We start from the raw sequence: 16905 nt of genomic DNA on the forward strand, positions 1-16905 counted from the left end.
ATGCGGCAAGCCGGGCGGCAAGTTTTTTCCGGGCGCGACGCGCGCCCGTATGTGTGCGGGCGACGCCCCGGCGCGCGCGCGACCGTTCCGGCAAAACCGGCAAGGCGACCGGCAAAAATTTGCATGGAACCGGCTAAAGCCTGCCGGAAAGCGGCCGTTACTCCATTCGGCGGCTCGGTGGTCCAGAGGGGACACAGACGGATCGCCGAGCAGATATGGAGACATCACATGACCGTTATTTCTAGCAATGTCAGTGCTTTGCGAGCCACTGCTGCTTCGACCTCGGCCTCGCTGGCGCTGAGCACCTCGATGCAGCGCCTGTCGACGGGCAACCGCATCAACTCGGCAAAGGACGACGCGGCGGGTCTCGCCATCAGCAACTCGATGACCGCGCAGATCCGCGGCATGGCGCAGGGCATCCGCAACTCGAACGACGGCATTTCGATGGCCCAGACGGCCGAAGGCGCACTGAACGAAGTCAGCAACATGCTGCAGCGTATGCGTGAGCTGAAGGTTCAGTCGTCCAACGGCACCTATTCGGCCGACGACAAGACGAACATCACGAGCGAACAGGCTTCGCTGGCCGCGCAGATCAGCTCGGTCGTCAAGAATACCAAGTTCAACGGCACCGCCCTGTTCAACGCCGCGTCGACCGTGTCGATCCAGACCGGCGCGACGACCGCCGACACGGTCAGCATCAATCTGCGCGATCTGACCGCCACCTATGCGGCCGGTGCGGCGGGTGCGCCGGACACGGGTTCGAAGCTGAGCGACGTGGTCGACTTCACCGCGGCGACCGACGCGGCCTCGCTGAAGACGGCGGGCGACACGCTGGCGAAATATGACGACGCCATCGCCGACGTGTCGAAGATCCGGGCTGGCCTGGGTGCGGTGCAGAACCGGCTCCAGTCGGCGGTCAACAGCGCGACCTCGAACATGACCAACCTGACCGAAGCGCGCAGCCGCATCCAGGACACCGACTTCTCGGAAGAAACCACCGCGCTCGCCAAGGCGCAGATCCTGAGCCAGGCGTCGACCGCGATGCTGAGCCAGGCCAACCAGTCGCAGCAGGGCGTGCTGAAGCTCCTCGGCTAATCGCCCTGGGCGAATGCCGACCGCGGTTTTCCCCTCGGTCGCGGAAGGTGGACCCCCCGATGCCTTATAATAAGGTGTCGGGGGGCTCCGCCCGAAAAAATGCGCCCATTTCACTTTTTCTCTAAAGCCCGTCTCCAAGCGGTCGTTACCCGTCTTGGCAGCTCGACCTTCGCCTTGGGGGCGGCGGAGAGCTCCGGCTTTGGAGAACGACCATGACGGTTATCGCCAGTAATATTTCGGCGTTACGCGCCTCGAGCGCCAACGGCGCCGCAACGGAAGCGCTGAACGTTTCGATGCAGCGCCTGTCCACCGGCAAGCGCATCAATTCCGCGAAGGACGACGCTGCCGGCCTCGCCATCGCCGCCTCGATGACCTCGCAGGTCCGCGGCATGAACCAGGCTATCCGCAACTCCAACGACGGCATCTCGATGGCGCAGACCGCCGAAGGTGCGCTGGACGAGGTGAGCAACATGCTCCAGCGGATGCGCGAACTGGCGGTGCAGAAGGCCAACGGCATTTATTCGACCAACGACAAGGCGAACATCACGGCCGAGCAGAACGCGCTGGCCTCGCAGGTGTCGAACATCCTGTTCAATACGCAGTTCAACGGTCAGAAGCTGCTGGACGGTTCGGCGGGTACCGCGGGGGTCGTCTCCATTCAGGCTGGCGCGAACACCAGCGACGCCATCAATATGACCTTCACCAACCTGACCACCGATACCGATATCAACGGCGCGATTGCGGTCGTCGACCCCGGTACGGGTCCGAGCACCGTTGCTGCCGCTGCGACGCTCGAAAAGTTCGACGCCGCCATCGGCAAGGTCGCCAATATCCGCGCAGGCCTCGGCGCCACGCAGAATCGGCTTCAGTCGGCGGTCAACAACCTGACCTCGAACGTCACCAACCTGACGGACGCGCGCAGCCGCATCGAGGATACCGATTTCTCGGCGGAAACCACCGCGCTGGCCAAGGCCCAGATCCTGAGCCAGGCGTCGACCGCGATGTTGAGCCAGGCCAACCAGTCGCAGCAGGGCGTGCTCAAGCTGCTCGGACAGTAATTCCCGGATCCTGAGCGCCCCGGCACCGCGCCCCCACTCGGGTGGCGGGGCCGACCGGCCGCGAGATCCTCACGGACCGGTTTGCAGGACAAACCCCGGCGGCAGCCTTGCCGCCGGGGTTTACTCGCGTTCTATCCGTCGGCGCGCAACACCAAGGCCGGCGAAGTCCGCCCCGCGCGCCAGGCGGGATAAAGGCTGGCCAGCACAGACCCGGCCAGAACGCTCAGCCCGATCACCGCCAGTTCGCGTGCCGAAATCCCGATCGGCAGCGACAGGAACACGTCCCATTCCGCCTGCCGCGCCGGGGACAGACGGCGGACGCCGGAGACGATCGCGCCGCGTTGGGTCAACAAGGCGGCGGCCAGCGTCAGGCCGATGCCTGCGCCGATCAGCGCGATGATGCTCCCCACGGTGGCGAAGATTCGCATGATGCTGCCTGCCGACACGCCCATAGTGCGCAGGATCGCGATCTCGCGCCGCTTGGCCCGCGCGAGCAGGGTCATCGATGACAATATGTTGAACAGCGCGACCAGGGTGACGAGCCCGACCGCGATGGTCATGCCGATCTTCTCGGTGACGAGCGCGGCGAGCAGCGCGCGATTGGCCTGTTGCCAGCTGGTGATCGGATAGCCGGGACCCAGCCGCCGCCGGATCGCGGCCGTCACCGCCCCTTCCTGGGCCGCGCCCGTCAGCACCACCGCGACGTGACGGGTGACGACCGAATCGTCGCGAAGGACGGGCAGCGAATCGAGCGGCGCGAACAACGTCACCTGGTCGCTGCCCTTATCGTCGTCCGGATAGAAGGCGGCGACGCGCGCGGGGGTCAGGTCGAGCGACAGGGTGCGGTCGGGGCCGACCCGCACTCGACCGATCGCGATCCGGTCGCCGGGGAACAGGCCGAGTTGCAGCGCGGCACTCTGCCCGATCGCCACCGCGCCCGCCGGATCGGGGCCATGCGCCAGCGCCGAGCGCATCGTCGGCACGAGTCTATAGAGTGTCTGCGGATCGCGACCCTGTAATTTCACAGGCGTGATCCGGCCGTCGATCGACAGCCCGGCGGTGATTTCGCGAATCGGTTCGGTCCGCGCGACGCCTGGTAACGGTGCGATCGCGGCGGCGACCTGCGCCTCGGTCAGCGCGGCGCCGGCGGGCAAGGTGACACTGAGATGTCCGTCGACCGGCGCGACGCTGTCGGCCAGCCTGGTCTGCGCGCCGTTCATGACCGCGATGACCAGCACCAGCGCAGCGACGCCGATCATGACGCCGGTGCAGCCGATGCCTGCGACCAGCAGGACCAGCCGCCCGCCTGCACCCGGCCACAGATAGCGCGCGATCAGATGGCGTTCATGGCGTGCGAGCATCGGCGTCCCCGGTCATCGGGGACGCGCTTAGTCTAAGTGGAGCCTGTCGGGAATTGTCATTGCAATCCTCCCCGGCACGGGGAGGGGGACCAGCGAAGCTGGTGGAGGGGGTTCACCGCGAGGGACGACCTGTGTGGAAGCCCCCCTCCGTCAGGGCTTGCGCCCTGCCACCTCCCCGTGCCGGGGAGGATCAAATTATCGCTGGCTGGCGAGGGCCTTTTTCAGGCGGGCATGGGCCGCGCTCTTGATCTGGCAGACGCGCGCCGCGCCCACGCCTAGCACCTGGCCGATTTCCTCCAGATTGAGTTCCTCGACATAATAAAGCTGGATCACCATCGCCTCACGCTCGGGCAGCGCGGAGATGGCGGCGATCAGCGCGTCGCGCAGGTCGCTTTCGGCCAGCTGCTCGAAGGCGTTGGGCGTGTCGTCCGCGAACCAGGGCAGATCGTCGGCATAGACGTCGTCGATCGCCTCCATGCGCACGGCTTCGGCGGTCTTGTAGTCGGCGCGCAGCCGCTCGACCGTCACGCCCAGCTTTTCGGCGACCGCCTCGTCAGCCGGGGGCTGGCCCGCGGTCTGCGACAGCGCGGTGACCGCCTCATGATACTGGCGGCGCCGCCGCATCGCGCCGCGCGTCGTCGTTGCCTGACGCCGGAGCTCGTCGATCATCGCGCCGCGCAGGCGCGACTTCAGATAATGGCCGAACTCGACGCCGCGCTCTTCGAACGAAGCGGCGGCCTCGACCAGCGCGACCAGGCCGACCTGGACCAGATCCTCGACCTCGATCAGGCTCGACATCGATCCGTGCACATGCCACGCGATCCGGCGGACCAGCGGCAGATGCTGGCGGATGACGGCGTTCGCGTCGCCGCCGGGCATCCCTGCGCGACGCGGCGCGGGACGATAGGTCAGCGGCTGATCGGCGACCGTGGGATTGGCCAGCGCGGGATCGAAATTGGCGGGGTTGAAGGGCTGCGCGTCCATGAACGCGCCGCTCAGGGGATGTGCGCTCATGCGGCCAACGCCTGTTGCTGGGGATGATGGGGAGCGCCGATGACGGCGACGACTTCGACCGCCTTGTCCTCGGGCACTTCGAAGAAGGACAGGACGGGGGTATCGGGCAGGCAGGTGCGCAGCAGCTTGCGCATCGCGATCCGCACGCCCGGCTGGACGACCAGCGCGAAGGGCTTGGCCTCGGCGATCAGCGGCTGGGCGGCCTGGGTCAGCGCCTCGGTGATGCGGCGGCCCAGATCGGGTTCGATCACATGGCGGCGCGCCGTGTCGGCGCGCATGGCCTGGCCCAGCAGCCCTTCGAGCTGACCGTCCAGCGTCATGACGCGCAGCGGTTCGCGCATCCCGCACAGCTTCTGGATGATGAGCGCGCCCAGCTGCGGCCGGATCAGCTCGACGATTTCCTCGGCGTCGAGCGTCTTCTGGGCCGCCACGGCGATCGCGCTGGCGATGCGGCGGAACTCCTTCAAGGTGATATTCTCCGAAAGAAGGCCCTTGAGAACCTGGGTCAAAGTGGTGAGCGGCAGCGGGTTGGGGCTGAGCGAGGCGGCGAGTTGCGCGGCGCGCTCCTTCAGCCCGTCGAGCAGCGACTGGACCTCGTCGGGGCCGAGCAGCTCGGCGGCGTTCGAGGACAGGATATGGTTCAGGTGCGTCGCCATGACGGTGCCCGGATCGACGACCAGGTAACCCATGCCGGTGGCGGCATCGGCGTCGCCCTTCAGGATCCAGGTGGCGGGCAGGCCGAAGGTCGGGTCCTTGACCGGCTTGCCGTTGAGCTCGCCGAACGCCTGGCCGGTGTCGAGCGCCAGCATCTCGTCGGGCGACACCTGATCCTCGGCGGCGACCACCCCGTTGATGAGGATGCGATAGCTATAGGGCGCCAGGTTGATATCGTCGCGGACCCGCGCCTGCGGCACGACGAAGCCCAGATCCTTGGACAGCTGGCGGCGGACGCCGGTGATGCGCGCCATCAGCGGCGCACCGCGACGCTCGTCGACCAGCGGCACCAGGCCGTAACCGATGTCGATATGCACCTGCATCCCGTCGATGACCTCGTCCCAGCCGATGCGCGAGGGGTCGACCGGCTCGGGCGCGGGGGGGGCGGGGGCGATGACCGGGCGCTTCTCGATCTGGCGCAGCTTCCAGGCGGTGAACCCGGCGATCCCGGCGGCGGGCAGCAGCACCAGATGCGGCATTCCCGGCAGCATGCCCAGCAGGCCCAGGATCACGGCAACCGGGATCCAGGTCTTGGACGCACCGAACTGCGACCCGATCTGGCCCGCCAAATCCTTGTCCGACGATACGCGCGTCACGATGGCGGCGGCGGCGATCGACAGCATCAGCGAGGGGAGCTGCGCAACCAGCGCGTCGCCGATGGCGAGCAGGATATAGGTCTTGGCGGCGTCGGCGATGCCCATGCCATGGCTGACCGGACCCAGGATCAGGCCGCCGACGATGTTGGCCGCCAGGATCAGCATCGCAGCGACGGCGTCGCCCTTTACGAACTTGGACGAACCGTCCATCGAACCGTAGAAATCGGCTTCGGTGGAAACCTCGACACGGCGCGCCTTGGCCTGGTCCGGCGTGATCAGGCCGGCGTTCAGATCGGCGTCGATCGCCATCTGCTTGCCGGGCAAGGCGTCCAGGGTGAAGCGCGCCGAGACTTCCGACACGCGCCCTGCGCCCTTGGTCACGACGATCAGGTTGATGATCATCAGGATCGCGAAGACGAAAAGGCCGACGACATAGTCGCCGCCGATCAGGAAGGTGCCGAACGCCTCGATGACATGGCCCGCCGCGCTCTCGCCCTCATGGCCATGGACCAGCACGATGCGGGTCGAGGCGACGTTGAGGCCCAGGCGGAACAGGGTGGCGAACAGCAGCACGGTCGGAAAGGCCGAGAAGTCGAGCGGCTTTTCCGCATTCAGCGCGACCATCAGGACCGCGAGGCTGATCGCGATATTGGCGACGAAAAAGATGTCGAGCAGCGCCGGCGGGATCGGCACGACCATGACCAGCACCAGCAGCAGGATCGCGGCGGGCAGGGCCATGGTGCGGCCATTGGCGAAGATCTTGCCCATCGCTTAGCCACCCATCCGTGCGAGCATCATATAGGCGAGCCGCGCATGATCGGGCTTGGGCCGCAGCACGCTGTCGCCGGTCGCCGCGTTTCCGCGCATCCCCAGCTGGTTCATGGTGCTGTTGGCCCAGGCGATCGCATCGGCGGCGCTTTCGTTGTTGCCGGTGACGACGGTCGCGTCGCCGTTCATGCCCTGCAGCGCGAGCGCCTGCGCGGCGAATTGCAGATTGGCGGCGCGCGTCTCGTCGCTGTCGGCCTGGCTGCCCGCCAGCTTGGCGGAGAAGCGGTCGTAAATGTCGGAAAGCGAACGCGGCTGGCCGTTGGCGGCGTAGAAGACCGAACGATTGGCGCGCGCGGCGGCCGGGAACATGGATGCGCCGCTGGCCTGCGGGGTGCGGGCCATCTTGTCCAGGAACTTGGTCGCGCCGCCCAGGCCGAGGAAATGCGCCATGTACAGGTCGGTGCCGTTCGCCTCACGACCCAGCGTCGATTCCAGCGCGGACTTGTTGTCCGACGCATGTTCGGCCGCCATCAGCGAGGCGGCGGTGGGATCGTTGCGCAAGCCCATCACCGCCGAGCGCGCGCCGCCAGAGACATAATAGCGTCCGCCCGACTGGCCGATCGCATCGGCCGCCCAGCCCAGGCCATGCTCGGCGCCGTGCTTCTTGACGACCGCCAGCCAGCTCTGCTCGACGAACTGATACAGACCCGAGGCCGAGGAAGTGCCGGCGCGGGCATTGGCGTTCAGCCCGGATTCCAGCTTCGCCTGGCCGAGCAGATAGCCGAAATCGACGCCCGTGCGGCTGGATGCCAGCGCGATGGCCGATTGGATTCTGGCGTGAGAGACGGGTTGGACGGTCATGCTGAGTTAGAAAAGCCCTTGTTCGGGCCATACTCAGCAAGGGGCGTGCCAATTTTTGCGGGTGCCGGTTCGATCGTACCGAAAATCGGCGTCGGATATGAAAAAAGCCCGGAAATCCGGGCTCTTGGCTGTTTGGTGGATCAGGAGGTGTAGCCGGTCTTGCCGGGGTCGCCGCCGCCGATCCGGCAAAACGGCAAGGCGCTGCCGCCCGGCAAACGGCAATCAGGCGTAAGCGCGCATCGCGGGGCGGTAGCCCATGCCGGAGTCCCCGGTCAGCGTCTGCAGCCGGCGGCGGACATTGGCCGCCATCAGGTTGACATAGATGCGGCAAGTCTCGTTCAGGCGATTGGCCTCATCGGCCAGCTCGCGCAGTTCGGGGCCTGCGGGGCCGGTGCCGAGCGCAGCGACCTCTTCGATCGCGGCCAGCTTCTCGGTCGTTGCGCGTTCCAGCGCGGCCACGTCGTTGACCTTCAGCGCCGCGATTTCGCGGTGGAGGGCTTCAATGACCCGGATCAGGGCGTCACGGCGCGTCATTTACCATTCCAGTCGAGCTTCAGCGCAATCATCTGGTCGGCGATGGTCGCCGGCAGGATCGGAAAATCGCCATTGGCGATGGCCTTTTTGATCTGGGCGACACGATCCATGTCGACCGGCGGCTGCGCCGCCAGATTGCGGGCCATGTTGCTGACGCCGCTCATCTCGTTGTTCGCCTTGGCCAGGTTCGGCGCGGTCTGTGTAGAGCTGGCGAGCGCGTTGGGACGCGTTACGCCGGCGATCCGCGCGACCCTCGCTTCCCCGGCACTCAGCCTTGTTACATCCACCATGTCCGCACCCTTTGGTTCCGCTGACATGGAGTATAACGGCCAAGGGCCAGGGTTTTTTAGCGGAAAGTTACGCCTCGTGTCGCCTTTTTCGCGGTCACTCGGACCAGCCGGGCAGGGTCGCGCGACCGCTGGCCAGCGCCACCGCCTGGATCGGCTGGCGGGCGGATTCGATGCGTACCGGGAAGTGACCGCCCGGCGCCGCATCGGCCATGGCAACCCCTTCTCTTGTAATGGAAAATCCATCTGATCCGGCTTCGATCACGACCGGGTCGCCGCGCCTGATGACGGGCTCTGCCTTGACCGCGACGGCGGGGATCACGCGTGCCTCGGGCGCGGGCCTGGGGGCCGAGAGCACGGGCACGAAGATGCGCCATTGCGGGCTGGAGCAGGTGACGACCACCGCGTCATGCGCCTCCGTACGCCATGACAGCGCGACCGTCGGACACTGGGCCAGCTTCAACCGGTTGTCGATTGGTGAGCGGGGGCCGCCCTCCACTCCGACCGGGCGGCCGGTGAAGGCGGTGACGGCCGCGTCGAGCGCGGCGACATCCTGGAAACCGGCGGCACCGGCCAGAAGCAGGGACAGGATCATCGTGAGGGTCTCCGTGAAGGCTCACCGGCAAAGACCAGAGTGACCATCGCGACGCGAGGTCCGGACTTCCCGGCGGTGGACAGGATCAGGCGGTCGGTTGCGGCGGGGCCGATCAGCGCGGCCGCGGCGCGGGCACGATCGGCGGCCAGCACGACCGCGCTATGGGTGACGGGATCGACATCGGCGGCGCTGCCATCGGTCGAGCCGACGATCGACAGGCGGACGCGCGGATCGGCCAGCGCCTCGCGCGCCCAGGGGCCGAACAGCGGATCGGGCTCGACCGGCCTGGCCGATCCCTGGGCGAAGCTCAGTGAGGCGGCGGCGACCGGCATGGCGGGCGGCGGGGGAGGCGGCGCCCGCAATGCCTGGTCGACATGGTCGCTGCTGCCGAACTGCGCGCGCAGACCGTTGAGCAGGGCCGGGCGTCGCTCCGCGCCGGTCGCCTGGACCAGAACGAGGAAACCGACCAGCAACAGGGCCAGGTCGGCGAGCGTCATCAGCCAGATCGGGCGTGCGGGTGCGGCCTCGGGGAAAAAGGGTTCGGTCATGCGACGCTGACCAAATTGGGGCCGGACTTGGGACCGGGGCTGGTCCCGCGCGACGGACGCGGTGCCTCGCGCGCGGCGAGGGCGGCCAGCGGCGCGACGATGCGGGTGCGTTCGAACGCCTCGATCCGGGCGGCGCGGCGCAGACGCATCGCGATCGGCTGCGCGATTAGATTGGCGAACAGCGCGCCGTAGAGGGTCGCAAGCAGCGCGATCGCCATCGCGCCGCCGATCCGCTGCGGATCGTTCATCGTCGCGAACATCGTCGCCAGGCCGATCAGCGTCCCTACCATGCCCATGGCGGGCGAAACCTCGGCCGCGCCGGTCCAGATATCGGCGACCGCGACATGCCGCTCGACCCGCGCGGTGCGCGCAAGGTTCAGGCGACTGGTCACGGCCTCGGCCCCTTCGCCGTCTACGATCGCGGCGACCGCCTCGGCCATGTCGGGATCGGTAATGACCGAGCGGTCGAGCGTCAGGACGCCGTGGCGCTTGGCCATGCGCGACAGGTGCGCGATCTGCTCGATCAGCGGCTCGGCGGAGAAGGGGCGCCTGGGCAGCACCGCCAATGCCCGCATCGCCCGCCTGGCATCGCGCCAGGGCGTTCGGAGCAACGTCGCGATCAGCGTTCCGCCCAGCACGATGGCAAGCGCCGCGGAATCGAAGAACTGATGAAGCGGAGGAAATGCAGTCATGCGCGCTCCCACGCAAAGACCGGGCCAAATCGAAGCGCGCCGGGGGGCGGGTGGCCGTGCACGAGGGACGCTGCCGCTTCGTTGCCGCCCACCGGCAAAAACCGGCAGCCGGTTGCCGGAAACGCCGTGCCGGTGGCCCCTCACCCTCCTGTTGGCGAAATTGGCACGGTCATTGCGAGAGCCCGGCCATCGCGAAGTCCCGCGTGGGAAAGGAGGTTGATCGATGGCCGCAGAAACGCTTTTTGGAGTACACGGTGCCGCACTGGAAGTGCGGGCGCAGCGCATGGGTGTGCTGGCGTCGAACATCGCCAACGCCTCCACCCCGGGCTTCAAGGCACGCGACATCGATTTCAAGGCGGCGCTCGCCTCGGTCGAGGACGGTCAGGATCGGGGGCAGGGCATCGGCGATGCGCTGAAGTACCGCGTGCCGACCCAGACCTCGCTCGACGGCAACACCGTCGAACTCAATCAGGAACAGACCGCCTTTGCCGAGAATGCGGTCCAGTATCAGACGACCTTGTCGTTCCTGAACGGTCGCATCTCCACCATCACCCGCGCGCTGAAGGGCGAATAAGCGATGCCGAACGGACCGCTTTCCATCTTCCAGGTCGCCGGCCGCGCCATGTCGGCGCAGATGGTGCGGATGAACACCACTGCGTCGAACCTGGCCAATGCCGGTGGCATCGCCGGGTCGGTCGACACCGCGTACAAGACGATGAAGCCGGTATTCCGCACCAGCTTCGACGCCGCGACCGGCCTGTCCACCGTCGATGTCGAAAAGATCGTGACCGCGGGCGAAGACCCCACCAAGCGCCACGATCCCAATAATCCGCTCGCCGACAAGGACGGCAACGTCTTCGAGGCGGCGGTCGACGAAACCCGCGAGCTGGTCGACATGATGGAGACCGCGCGCACCTATCAGAACAATGTCGAAGTGATGCAGACCGCCAAGTCGCTGATCCTCGATACCCTCAAGCTGGGCCGCTGAACATGACCTCCACCGCGATGAGCTCGACGCTGGACAATCTGGGCATCAAGCGTGCCGGTGCGACCACCACGGCCACGACGACGAAGCCGGCCAAGAAGTCGGCAACGACGCTGGACCAGGGCGATTTCCTCCAGCTGCTGACCGCGCAGCTGAAGAACCAGGATCCGTTCGCGCCGATGGACAATACCCAGATGGTCGCCCAGATGGCGCAATTCTCCAGCGTCGCGGGCATCTCCGAGATGAACACCACGCTCGGCGCCATCGCGACCAAGCTGAACGCGACGACGCCGTCGGACGCGATGAACTATGTCGGCAAGACCGTGCTGACGCAGGGCAACACCGCTTATGGCCGGGCCAGCGGCGGCCTGGCTGGCCAGATCGAGCTGGACGGCGCGGCCTCGGACGTGGCGGTGACGATCGCCGACGCCAATGGCGCGGTCGTCAAGTCGCTGTCGCTGGGCAGCCAGCAGGGCGGCACCGTCGGCTATGACTGGGACGGCAAGACGGCGGACGGCAAGGAAGCCGGGGCCGGTCCCTTCACCATCTCGGTTTCGGCAATGAACGGCAACACCGCCGTCGGTAGCCGCTCGCTCGTCTGGGCGCCGGTCCAGTCGGTGTCGATGCCCGCCACCGGTTCCCCCGTCCTGACCGTCGCCGGTCTCGGCCAGGTCCAGCTTTCCGCCGTCCGTTCGGTCGGTTGATCCCCTTTACGCACCAGGAAGATAGCCCATGTCCTTCTACACTTCGCTCAGCGGCCTTCAGGCTTCGCAGACCGACATGTCGGTCATCTCGCACAACCTCGCGAATGTCGGCACCAACGGCTTCAAGAAGAGCCGCGCCGAATTCGCCGACGTGATGGCGGCCAATTTCTCGACCGACCCGTTCAAGCAGGTCGGCTCGGGCACGGTGGTCAAGGCCAACCGGCAGGAGTTCAAGGAAGGCAATTACACCAGCACGTCGAACGCGCTGGACCTCGCCATTTCGGGCGACGGCTTCTTCACGGTGCAGTCGGGCGGCACGACCGGCACGCTGCAATATACCCGCAACGGCTCGTTCCAGGTCGACACGAACAATTACGTCACCGACACGCAAGGGAACCGGGTTCAGGTGTTCCCGGTCGACAAGGACGGCAACGTCACCTCGTTCGGCAATGACGGCCTGACCAGCCTGCAGCTGCCGCCGACCAGCGGCACGCCGGTTTCGACCAAGAACGTCACGCTCGACATCAACCTGTCGAGCACCGCGGTCGCCCCGACCGGCGCGTTCGATCGGACCAACATGGGCACGTACAACAACACGACCCAGACCAAGATCTACGACACGTCGGGCAATGCCATGACGTTGACCAACTATTATGTCCGCAAGCCATTGCCGCTGGATGCGAACAACAAGCCGATCCAGCCTGCCGACGGCAGCAGCACTTGGCAGGTCTACAGCTACGTCAACGATCAGCAGATGACGCAGAACGGCTCGACCGCGCCGATCGAGATGACCTTCGACTCGGGCGGCAACCTGAAGGCGCCGATCGGGCCGGTCAAATTCGACGACTATACGCCGCGCACCTCGATCACCGCACAGCCGCTGACCATCGACTATACCGGCTCGTCGCAGTCGGGTTCGATCTTCTCGGTCGCCTCGCGCACCCAGGACGGCAAGGCGGTCGGCCTGTTGTCGGGCGTGTCGGTCGGTGACGACGGCCTGGTCACGGCATCGTTCACCAATGGCGAGACGGCCAATCTGGGCAAGGTGGCGGTGGCGACCTTCGTGAACATGCCGGGCCTGCGCCAGGAAGGGAACAGCTATTGGGAAGCGACCGGCAAGTCGGGCGCGGCCAAGTTCGGCACCGCCAATGAAGGCGCATACGGCGCGATCCGGTCGAGCACCATTGAAGGCTCGAACGTCGACATCACCGAGGAGCTGGTCAACCTGATCGCCGCGCAGCGCGATTTCCAGGCGAACGCCAAGGCGCTCGATACGTCGAGCCAGATCTCGCAGACCATCTTCAACATCCGCAGCTAAGCGAGAGCCGGGGGCTAACGGGGAACCGCGATGGACAAGCTGGTCTATACGGCATCGACGGGAATGCGGGCGCACATGGCGGCGCAGACCGCGATCGCCAACAACATGGCCAATGCCTCGACGATCGGTTTTCGCGCCGATCGCGTCGTGTTCGACCGCATCGACCTGAAGGGTGGCGGCGCGGCGTTCGAGGCGCGGATGCCCACCGCCGAGGAAGTGACCGACGCTGATCGCGCGCCGGGCACGGTCCAGCATACCGGCAACGCGCTGGACATCGCCATCGCGACGTCGAGCGCCTGGCTGGCGGTGCAGGCCCCGGACGGCTCCGAAGCCTATACCCGTCGCGGCGACCTGGAGGTTACGGCTTCGGGCGTGCTGCAGACCGGCGACGGCTATCCGGTGATCGGCCAGAACGGCCCGATCACGGTGCCGCCGTACAACTCGATGACCATCGCCCCCGACGGCACGCTGTCGATCATCCCCCTTGGGGCCGGGCCGGATACCCAGCCCCAGGTGATCGACCGGATGAAGCTGGCCGACACGCGCGGCACGCAGACGGTCAAGGGGCTCGACAATCTGCTGCGCGTCAAGGGCGGCGGCGCGATGCCGCAGGACATGGACGCCACCGTCCAGTCGGGCGCTCTCGAAGGGTCGAACGTCAACATGACCCAGACGCTGGTCGACATGATCGAGAACCAGCGCAGCTACGAGGTGCAGGCCAACCTCATGAAAGAGGCCAAGTCGTTGGATGAGAACAGCGCATCGCTGATGCGTCTGCCAAGCTGAGGAATAAAGGGTTATGTCTTCCGCCGCTTTGCACGTCGCGCGCACCGGGCTCGATGCCCAGGATATGCGTATGCGGGTCATCTCGAACAACCTGGCCAACGTCAACACGACCGGGTTCAAGCGCGATCGCGCCGCGTTCGAGACGCTGGCCTATCAGACGATCACCGCGCCCGGCGCCGCCAGCTCGACCGAGAGCAAGTACGCGACCGGCCTGAACCTGGGCACCGGCGTGCGCATCCAGGGGACCGCGCGCATCAACACGCAAGGGTCGATGCAGACCACCAACAACAGCCTCGACCTGGCGCTGGACGGTGACGGCTTCTTTCAGGTGCAGATGCCCGGCGGCACGCTCGGCTATACCCGGGCGGGCAATTTCTCGCGCTCGGCCGAGGGGCTGCTCGTCACCGCCGAGGGTTATCAGGTGATGCCGGGCATCACGATCCCGGAGGGCACGACCCAGGTCACGATCGGCACCGACGGCACCGTCTCGGCAACCCTGCCGGGCCAGACCGCGCCCGCCGAGATCGGCCAGATCCAGATCGCCAGCTTCCCCAACTCCGCCGGGCTTCAGTCCAAGGGCGACAATTACCTGACCGAGACCGCCGCCTCGGGCGCCGCCAATATGGGGGTCGCCGGGCTCGAAGGGCGCGGCCAGATCCGGCAGGGAATGCTCGAAGGCTCGAACGTGAACGTCGTCGAGGAGCTGGTCGACATGATCGAGACCCAGCGCGCCTATGAGGTCAACTCGAAGATGATCAAGTCGACCGACGAGATGCTCCAGTACGCCAACCAGAATCTGTGACCATGACCCTGCGCCTTCCCACCCTGCGTTTCGACTATTGGACCGAGCTGGCGCTGTCGGCGGCGGCGGGCACCATGGTCGCCGTCGCGCTGATCCCCGCGCCCGCTCATGCCAGCCTGTTCGGCCGCAAAAAGCCTGCCGAGGATTTCTCGACCGTGCGTCCCGCGCCGATGCCGATGCAGCCGGTCGCGCAACCCGTCCAGCCCAATGGCGGCATCTTCCAGGTGTCGGACGGCTATGCCGCGCTGTACGAAGGCTGGCGCGCGCGCAAGGTCGGCGACCCGCTGACCATCGTGCTCGTCGAGCGGACGGCGGCGTCCAAGTCGGCCAATTCCAAGCTCGGCTCGAAGGGCGATCTGGGGCTGGCCCCGCCGACCACCGGTCCGCTGGGCTCGCTGCTCAAGTCGACCGATATCGGCATGAGCGGCAGCCGCAACTTCAACGGCTCGGGCGCGGCCGATCAATCCAACTCGCTGTCGGGCGAGATCAGCGTGACCGTCGCGCAGGTGTTTTCGAACGGCACGATGCTGGTCCAAGGACAGAAGCGCGTGACGCTGAACCGCGGTGACGAGTTCATCCAGATCAAGGGGCTGGTCCGCATGGCCGATGTCGGCATCGACAACCGCGTCGAATCGACCCGCGTCGCCGATGCGCAGATCGCCTATACCGGCAAGGGCGATGTCGCCCGCGCCAGCCGCCAGGGCTGGCTCAGCCGCTTCTTCCAAGCCGTCAGCCCGTTCTAAGGCAATAGTACATGATCCTCCGCTTCCTTCTCGCGCTCCTCGCCACTTTCGCGATCGCAGGTCCGGCTTCGGCCGACCGGATCAAGGATCTGGGCGGGTTCCAGGGCATCCGCACCAACCAGTTGACCGGATACGGCGTCGTCGTCGGCCTGCCGGGCACGGGTGATGACAATCTGGAATATACCGTCCAGTCCTTGAAGGCCGTCGTCTCGCGCTTCGGGCTGCAGCTGCCGCCGACCGCCAATCCGGGTATGAAGAATGCCGCGGTGGTGATGGTCACGGCCGAGCTGCCGCCTTTCGCCAAGCCGGGCCAGAAGCTGGACATCACCGTCGCCTCGATGGGCAAGGCCAAGTCGCTTCGTGGTGGCAGCCTGATCCTCACCCCGCTTCAGGGTGCGGATGGCCAGATCTACGCGATGGCGCAGGGCAATCTGGCGGTCGGCGGTCTGGGCGCGGAAGGCGCGGACGGATCGAAGATCGTCGTCAACATCCCCTCGGTTGGTCGTATCCCCGAAGGGGCGACGGTCGAGCGCGCGGTCGCCACCGGCTTCGACACCGCGCCCAGCCTGACCTTCAACCTGGCACGCGCCGACTTCACCACCGCGCAGAATGTCGCGCAGGCGATCAACGCGCGCCTGGGGCTCGGCACCGCGCAGGCGATGGACGCCGTGTCGGTCGCGGTGCGCGCGCCGATGGGCGCCGATGTCCGCGCCACCCTGATGTCCGAGATCGAGAATCTGAACGTCGCTTCGGCCGAACCGCCCGCCAAGGTCATCGTCAACGCGCGTACCGGCACCGTCGTCATCAATTCGGCTGTTCGTGTCGGCCCGGCCGCCGTCACCCATGGCAAGCTGACCGTGAAGATCGACGAGCAACAGCGCGTCAGCCAGCCCGGTCCCTTGAGCGGCGGCCAGACGGCGGTGACGCAGAAGTCCGGCGTCTCGGTCGAGGAGGAGAAGCGTCCGATGTTCATCATGGCCCCAGGGCCCAAGCTGGCCGACGTGGTCAAGGCGGTGAACGCGATCGGCGCGGCTCCGTCCGATCTGGTCGCCATTCTCGAAGCGCTGAAGGAAGCCGGCGCGCTCAAGGCGGAGTTGATCGTCCTGTGACCCAGAGCATCGCACCCACATCGCCAGCGACGGCGGCCTCCGCCATCGCGGGCACCGTGTCCACCGACACCCGCCGCCTGTCGAACGGCGCCAATCTGGACAAGGCGGGCACCCAGTTCGAGGCGATCTTCACCGGCATGATGCTGAAGGCGATGCGCCAGACCAAGCTGAGCGACACGATGTTCGACTCCAAGGCGCTCGACACATTCCGGGACATGCAGGATCAACAAGTTGCCCAGACGATGGCGACCCAAGCCCCGCTCGGGATCGGCAAGGCGGTAACGGCATTCCTGGCGAAATCTCAACCCGCTGTTAACCAGACATAACGTAGTCCG

The 16905-nt window shown here is 66.6% G+C and carries 20 protein-coding genes; 11 read left to right on the forward strand and 9 right to left on the reverse strand.

Annotated elements, in window-relative coordinates; genetic code table 11:
* Positions 1-228 precede the first annotated feature (228 nt).
* Together GGR45_RS00415 and GGR45_RS00420 are read left to right on the forward strand one after the other, a co-directional pair.
* Positions 229-1095: a flagellin N-terminal helical domain-containing protein gene (locus GGR45_RS00415; RefSeq protein WP_175313277.1), complete on the forward strand. Its 867-nt coding sequence runs from the start codon at positions 229-231 to the stop codon at positions 1093-1095.
* 212 nt (positions 1096-1307) lie between these two features.
* Positions 1308-2153, forward strand: coding sequence for a flagellin N-terminal helical domain-containing protein (locus GGR45_RS00420; RefSeq protein WP_175313279.1), 846 nt, complete (start codon positions 1308-1310; stop codon positions 2151-2153).
* A gap of 131 nt (positions 2154-2284) precedes the next feature.
* Here the strand turns inward: GGR45_RS00420 and GGR45_RS00425 are convergent, their stop codons facing one another.
* The 9 genes from GGR45_RS00425 to GGR45_RS00465 all read right to left on the reverse strand — a co-directional run bounded on the left by GGR45_RS00425 (position 2285) and on the right by GGR45_RS00465 (position 10123).
* Positions 2285-3514 (reverse strand): FtsX-like permease family protein, encoded by a 1230-nt coding sequence (locus tag GGR45_RS00425; RefSeq protein WP_175313281.1) that lies wholly within the window; start codon positions 3512-3514, stop codon positions 2285-2287.
* Positions 3515-3709: 195 nt separating this feature from the next.
* Entirely contained in the window at positions 3710-4528 is an 819-nt protein-coding gene (locus GGR45_RS00430) for a sigma-70 family RNA polymerase sigma factor (RefSeq protein WP_175313283.1), read from the reverse strand.
* Complete coding sequence (gene flhA, locus GGR45_RS00435; RefSeq protein ID WP_175313285.1) at positions 4525-6606, reverse strand: flagellar biosynthesis protein FlhA; 2082 nt, start codon at positions 6604-6606, stop codon at positions 4525-4527. Before flhA ends, GGR45_RS00430 begins: the two co-directional genes overlap by 4 nt.
* 3 nt (positions 6607-6609) lie before the next feature.
* The gene (locus GGR45_RS00440; protein ID WP_175313287.1) at positions 6610-7467 is read right to left on the reverse strand and encodes a lytic transglycosylase domain-containing protein; all 858 of its coding nucleotides are present in this window, start codon (positions 7465-7467) and stop codon (positions 6610-6612) included.
* Positions 7468-7689: 222 nt separating this feature from the next.
* On the reverse strand, positions 7690-8001 hold the full coding sequence (locus tag GGR45_RS00445; protein ID WP_175313289.1) for a flagellar protein FlgN: 312 nt from the start codon (positions 7999-8001) through the stop codon (positions 7690-7692).
* Complete coding sequence (gene flgM, locus GGR45_RS00450; RefSeq protein WP_175313297.1) at positions 7998-8291, reverse strand: flagellar biosynthesis anti-sigma factor FlgM; 294 nt, start codon at positions 8289-8291, stop codon at positions 7998-8000. The genes GGR45_RS00445 and flgM overlap by 4 nt, the downstream gene beginning before the upstream one ends.
* A gap of 94 nt (positions 8292-8385) precedes the next feature.
* Positions 8386-8883, reverse strand: a complete 498-nt coding sequence (locus GGR45_RS00455) for a flagella basal body P-ring formation protein FlgA (protein ID WP_175313299.1) — start codon at positions 8881-8883, stop codon at positions 8386-8388.
* On the reverse strand, positions 8880-9431 hold the full coding sequence (locus tag GGR45_RS00460) for a hypothetical protein (protein WP_217498114.1): 552 nt from the start codon (positions 9429-9431) through the stop codon (positions 8880-8882). Before GGR45_RS00460 ends, GGR45_RS00455 begins: the two co-directional genes overlap by 4 nt.
* A complete protein-coding gene (locus GGR45_RS00465) occupies positions 9428-10123 on the reverse strand; it encodes a motility protein A (protein WP_175313301.1) in 696 nt (231 codons plus the stop codon). The genes GGR45_RS00460 and GGR45_RS00465 overlap by 4 nt, the downstream gene beginning before the upstream one ends.
* Positions 10124-10346: 223 nt before the next feature.
* Between GGR45_RS00465 and flgB the strand changes: the two genes are divergently transcribed.
* From flgB to GGR45_RS00510, 9 genes are all read left to right on the forward strand, one after another.
* Complete coding sequence (flgB, locus tag GGR45_RS00470; RefSeq protein WP_175313303.1) at positions 10347-10697, forward strand: flagellar basal body rod protein FlgB; 351 nt, start codon at positions 10347-10349, stop codon at positions 10695-10697.
* A gap of 3 nt (positions 10698-10700) precedes the next feature.
* Positions 10701-11111 carry a flagellar basal body rod protein FlgC gene (gene flgC / locus GGR45_RS00475; protein ID WP_175313305.1) on the forward strand — a complete coding sequence of 137 codons (411 nt, stop codon included), beginning with the start codon at positions 10701-10703 and terminating at the stop codon, positions 11109-11111.
* Positions 11112-11128: 17 nt separating this feature from the next.
* The gene (locus GGR45_RS00480; protein ID WP_336621448.1) at positions 11129-11812 is read left to right on the forward strand and encodes a flagellar hook assembly protein FlgD; all 684 of its coding nucleotides are present in this window, start codon (positions 11129-11131) and stop codon (positions 11810-11812) included.
* A 28-nt stretch (positions 11813-11840) separates the two neighbouring features.
* Complete coding sequence (locus GGR45_RS00485; RefSeq protein ID WP_175313310.1) at positions 11841-13130, forward strand: flagellar hook protein FlgE; 1290 nt, start codon at positions 11841-11843, stop codon at positions 13128-13130.
* A gap of 30 nt (positions 13131-13160) precedes the next feature.
* Positions 13161-13916, forward strand: coding sequence for a flagellar basal body rod protein FlgF (locus GGR45_RS00490; protein ID WP_175313312.1), 756 nt, complete (start codon positions 13161-13163; stop codon positions 13914-13916).
* A gap of 13 nt (positions 13917-13929) precedes the next feature.
* Positions 13930-14718, forward strand: coding sequence for a flagellar basal-body rod protein FlgG (gene flgG / locus GGR45_RS00495; RefSeq protein WP_175313314.1), 789 nt, complete (start codon positions 13930-13932; stop codon positions 14716-14718).
* A gap of 74 nt (positions 14719-14792) precedes the next feature.
* Entirely contained in the window at positions 14793-15461 is a 669-nt protein-coding gene (locus tag GGR45_RS00500) for a flagellar basal body L-ring protein FlgH (RefSeq protein ID WP_175314122.1), read from the forward strand.
* Positions 15462-15472: 11 nt separating this feature from the next.
* On the forward strand, positions 15473-16570 hold the full coding sequence (locus GGR45_RS00505) for a flagellar basal body P-ring protein FlgI (protein WP_175313316.1): 1098 nt from the start codon (positions 15473-15475) through the stop codon (positions 16568-16570).
* The gene (locus GGR45_RS00510) at positions 16567-16896 is read left to right on the forward strand and encodes a rod-binding protein (protein WP_175313317.1); all 330 of its coding nucleotides are present in this window, start codon (positions 16567-16569) and stop codon (positions 16894-16896) included. The genes GGR45_RS00505 and GGR45_RS00510 overlap by 4 nt, the downstream gene beginning before the upstream one ends.
* The last annotated feature ends 9 nt before the right edge of the window (positions 16897-16905 follow it).

The sequence above is a fragment of the Sphingomonas zeae genome, from assembly GCF_014197135.1.
Taxonomy (GTDB): domain Bacteria; phylum Pseudomonadota; class Alphaproteobacteria; order Sphingomonadales; family Sphingomonadaceae; genus Sphingomonas; species Sphingomonas zeae.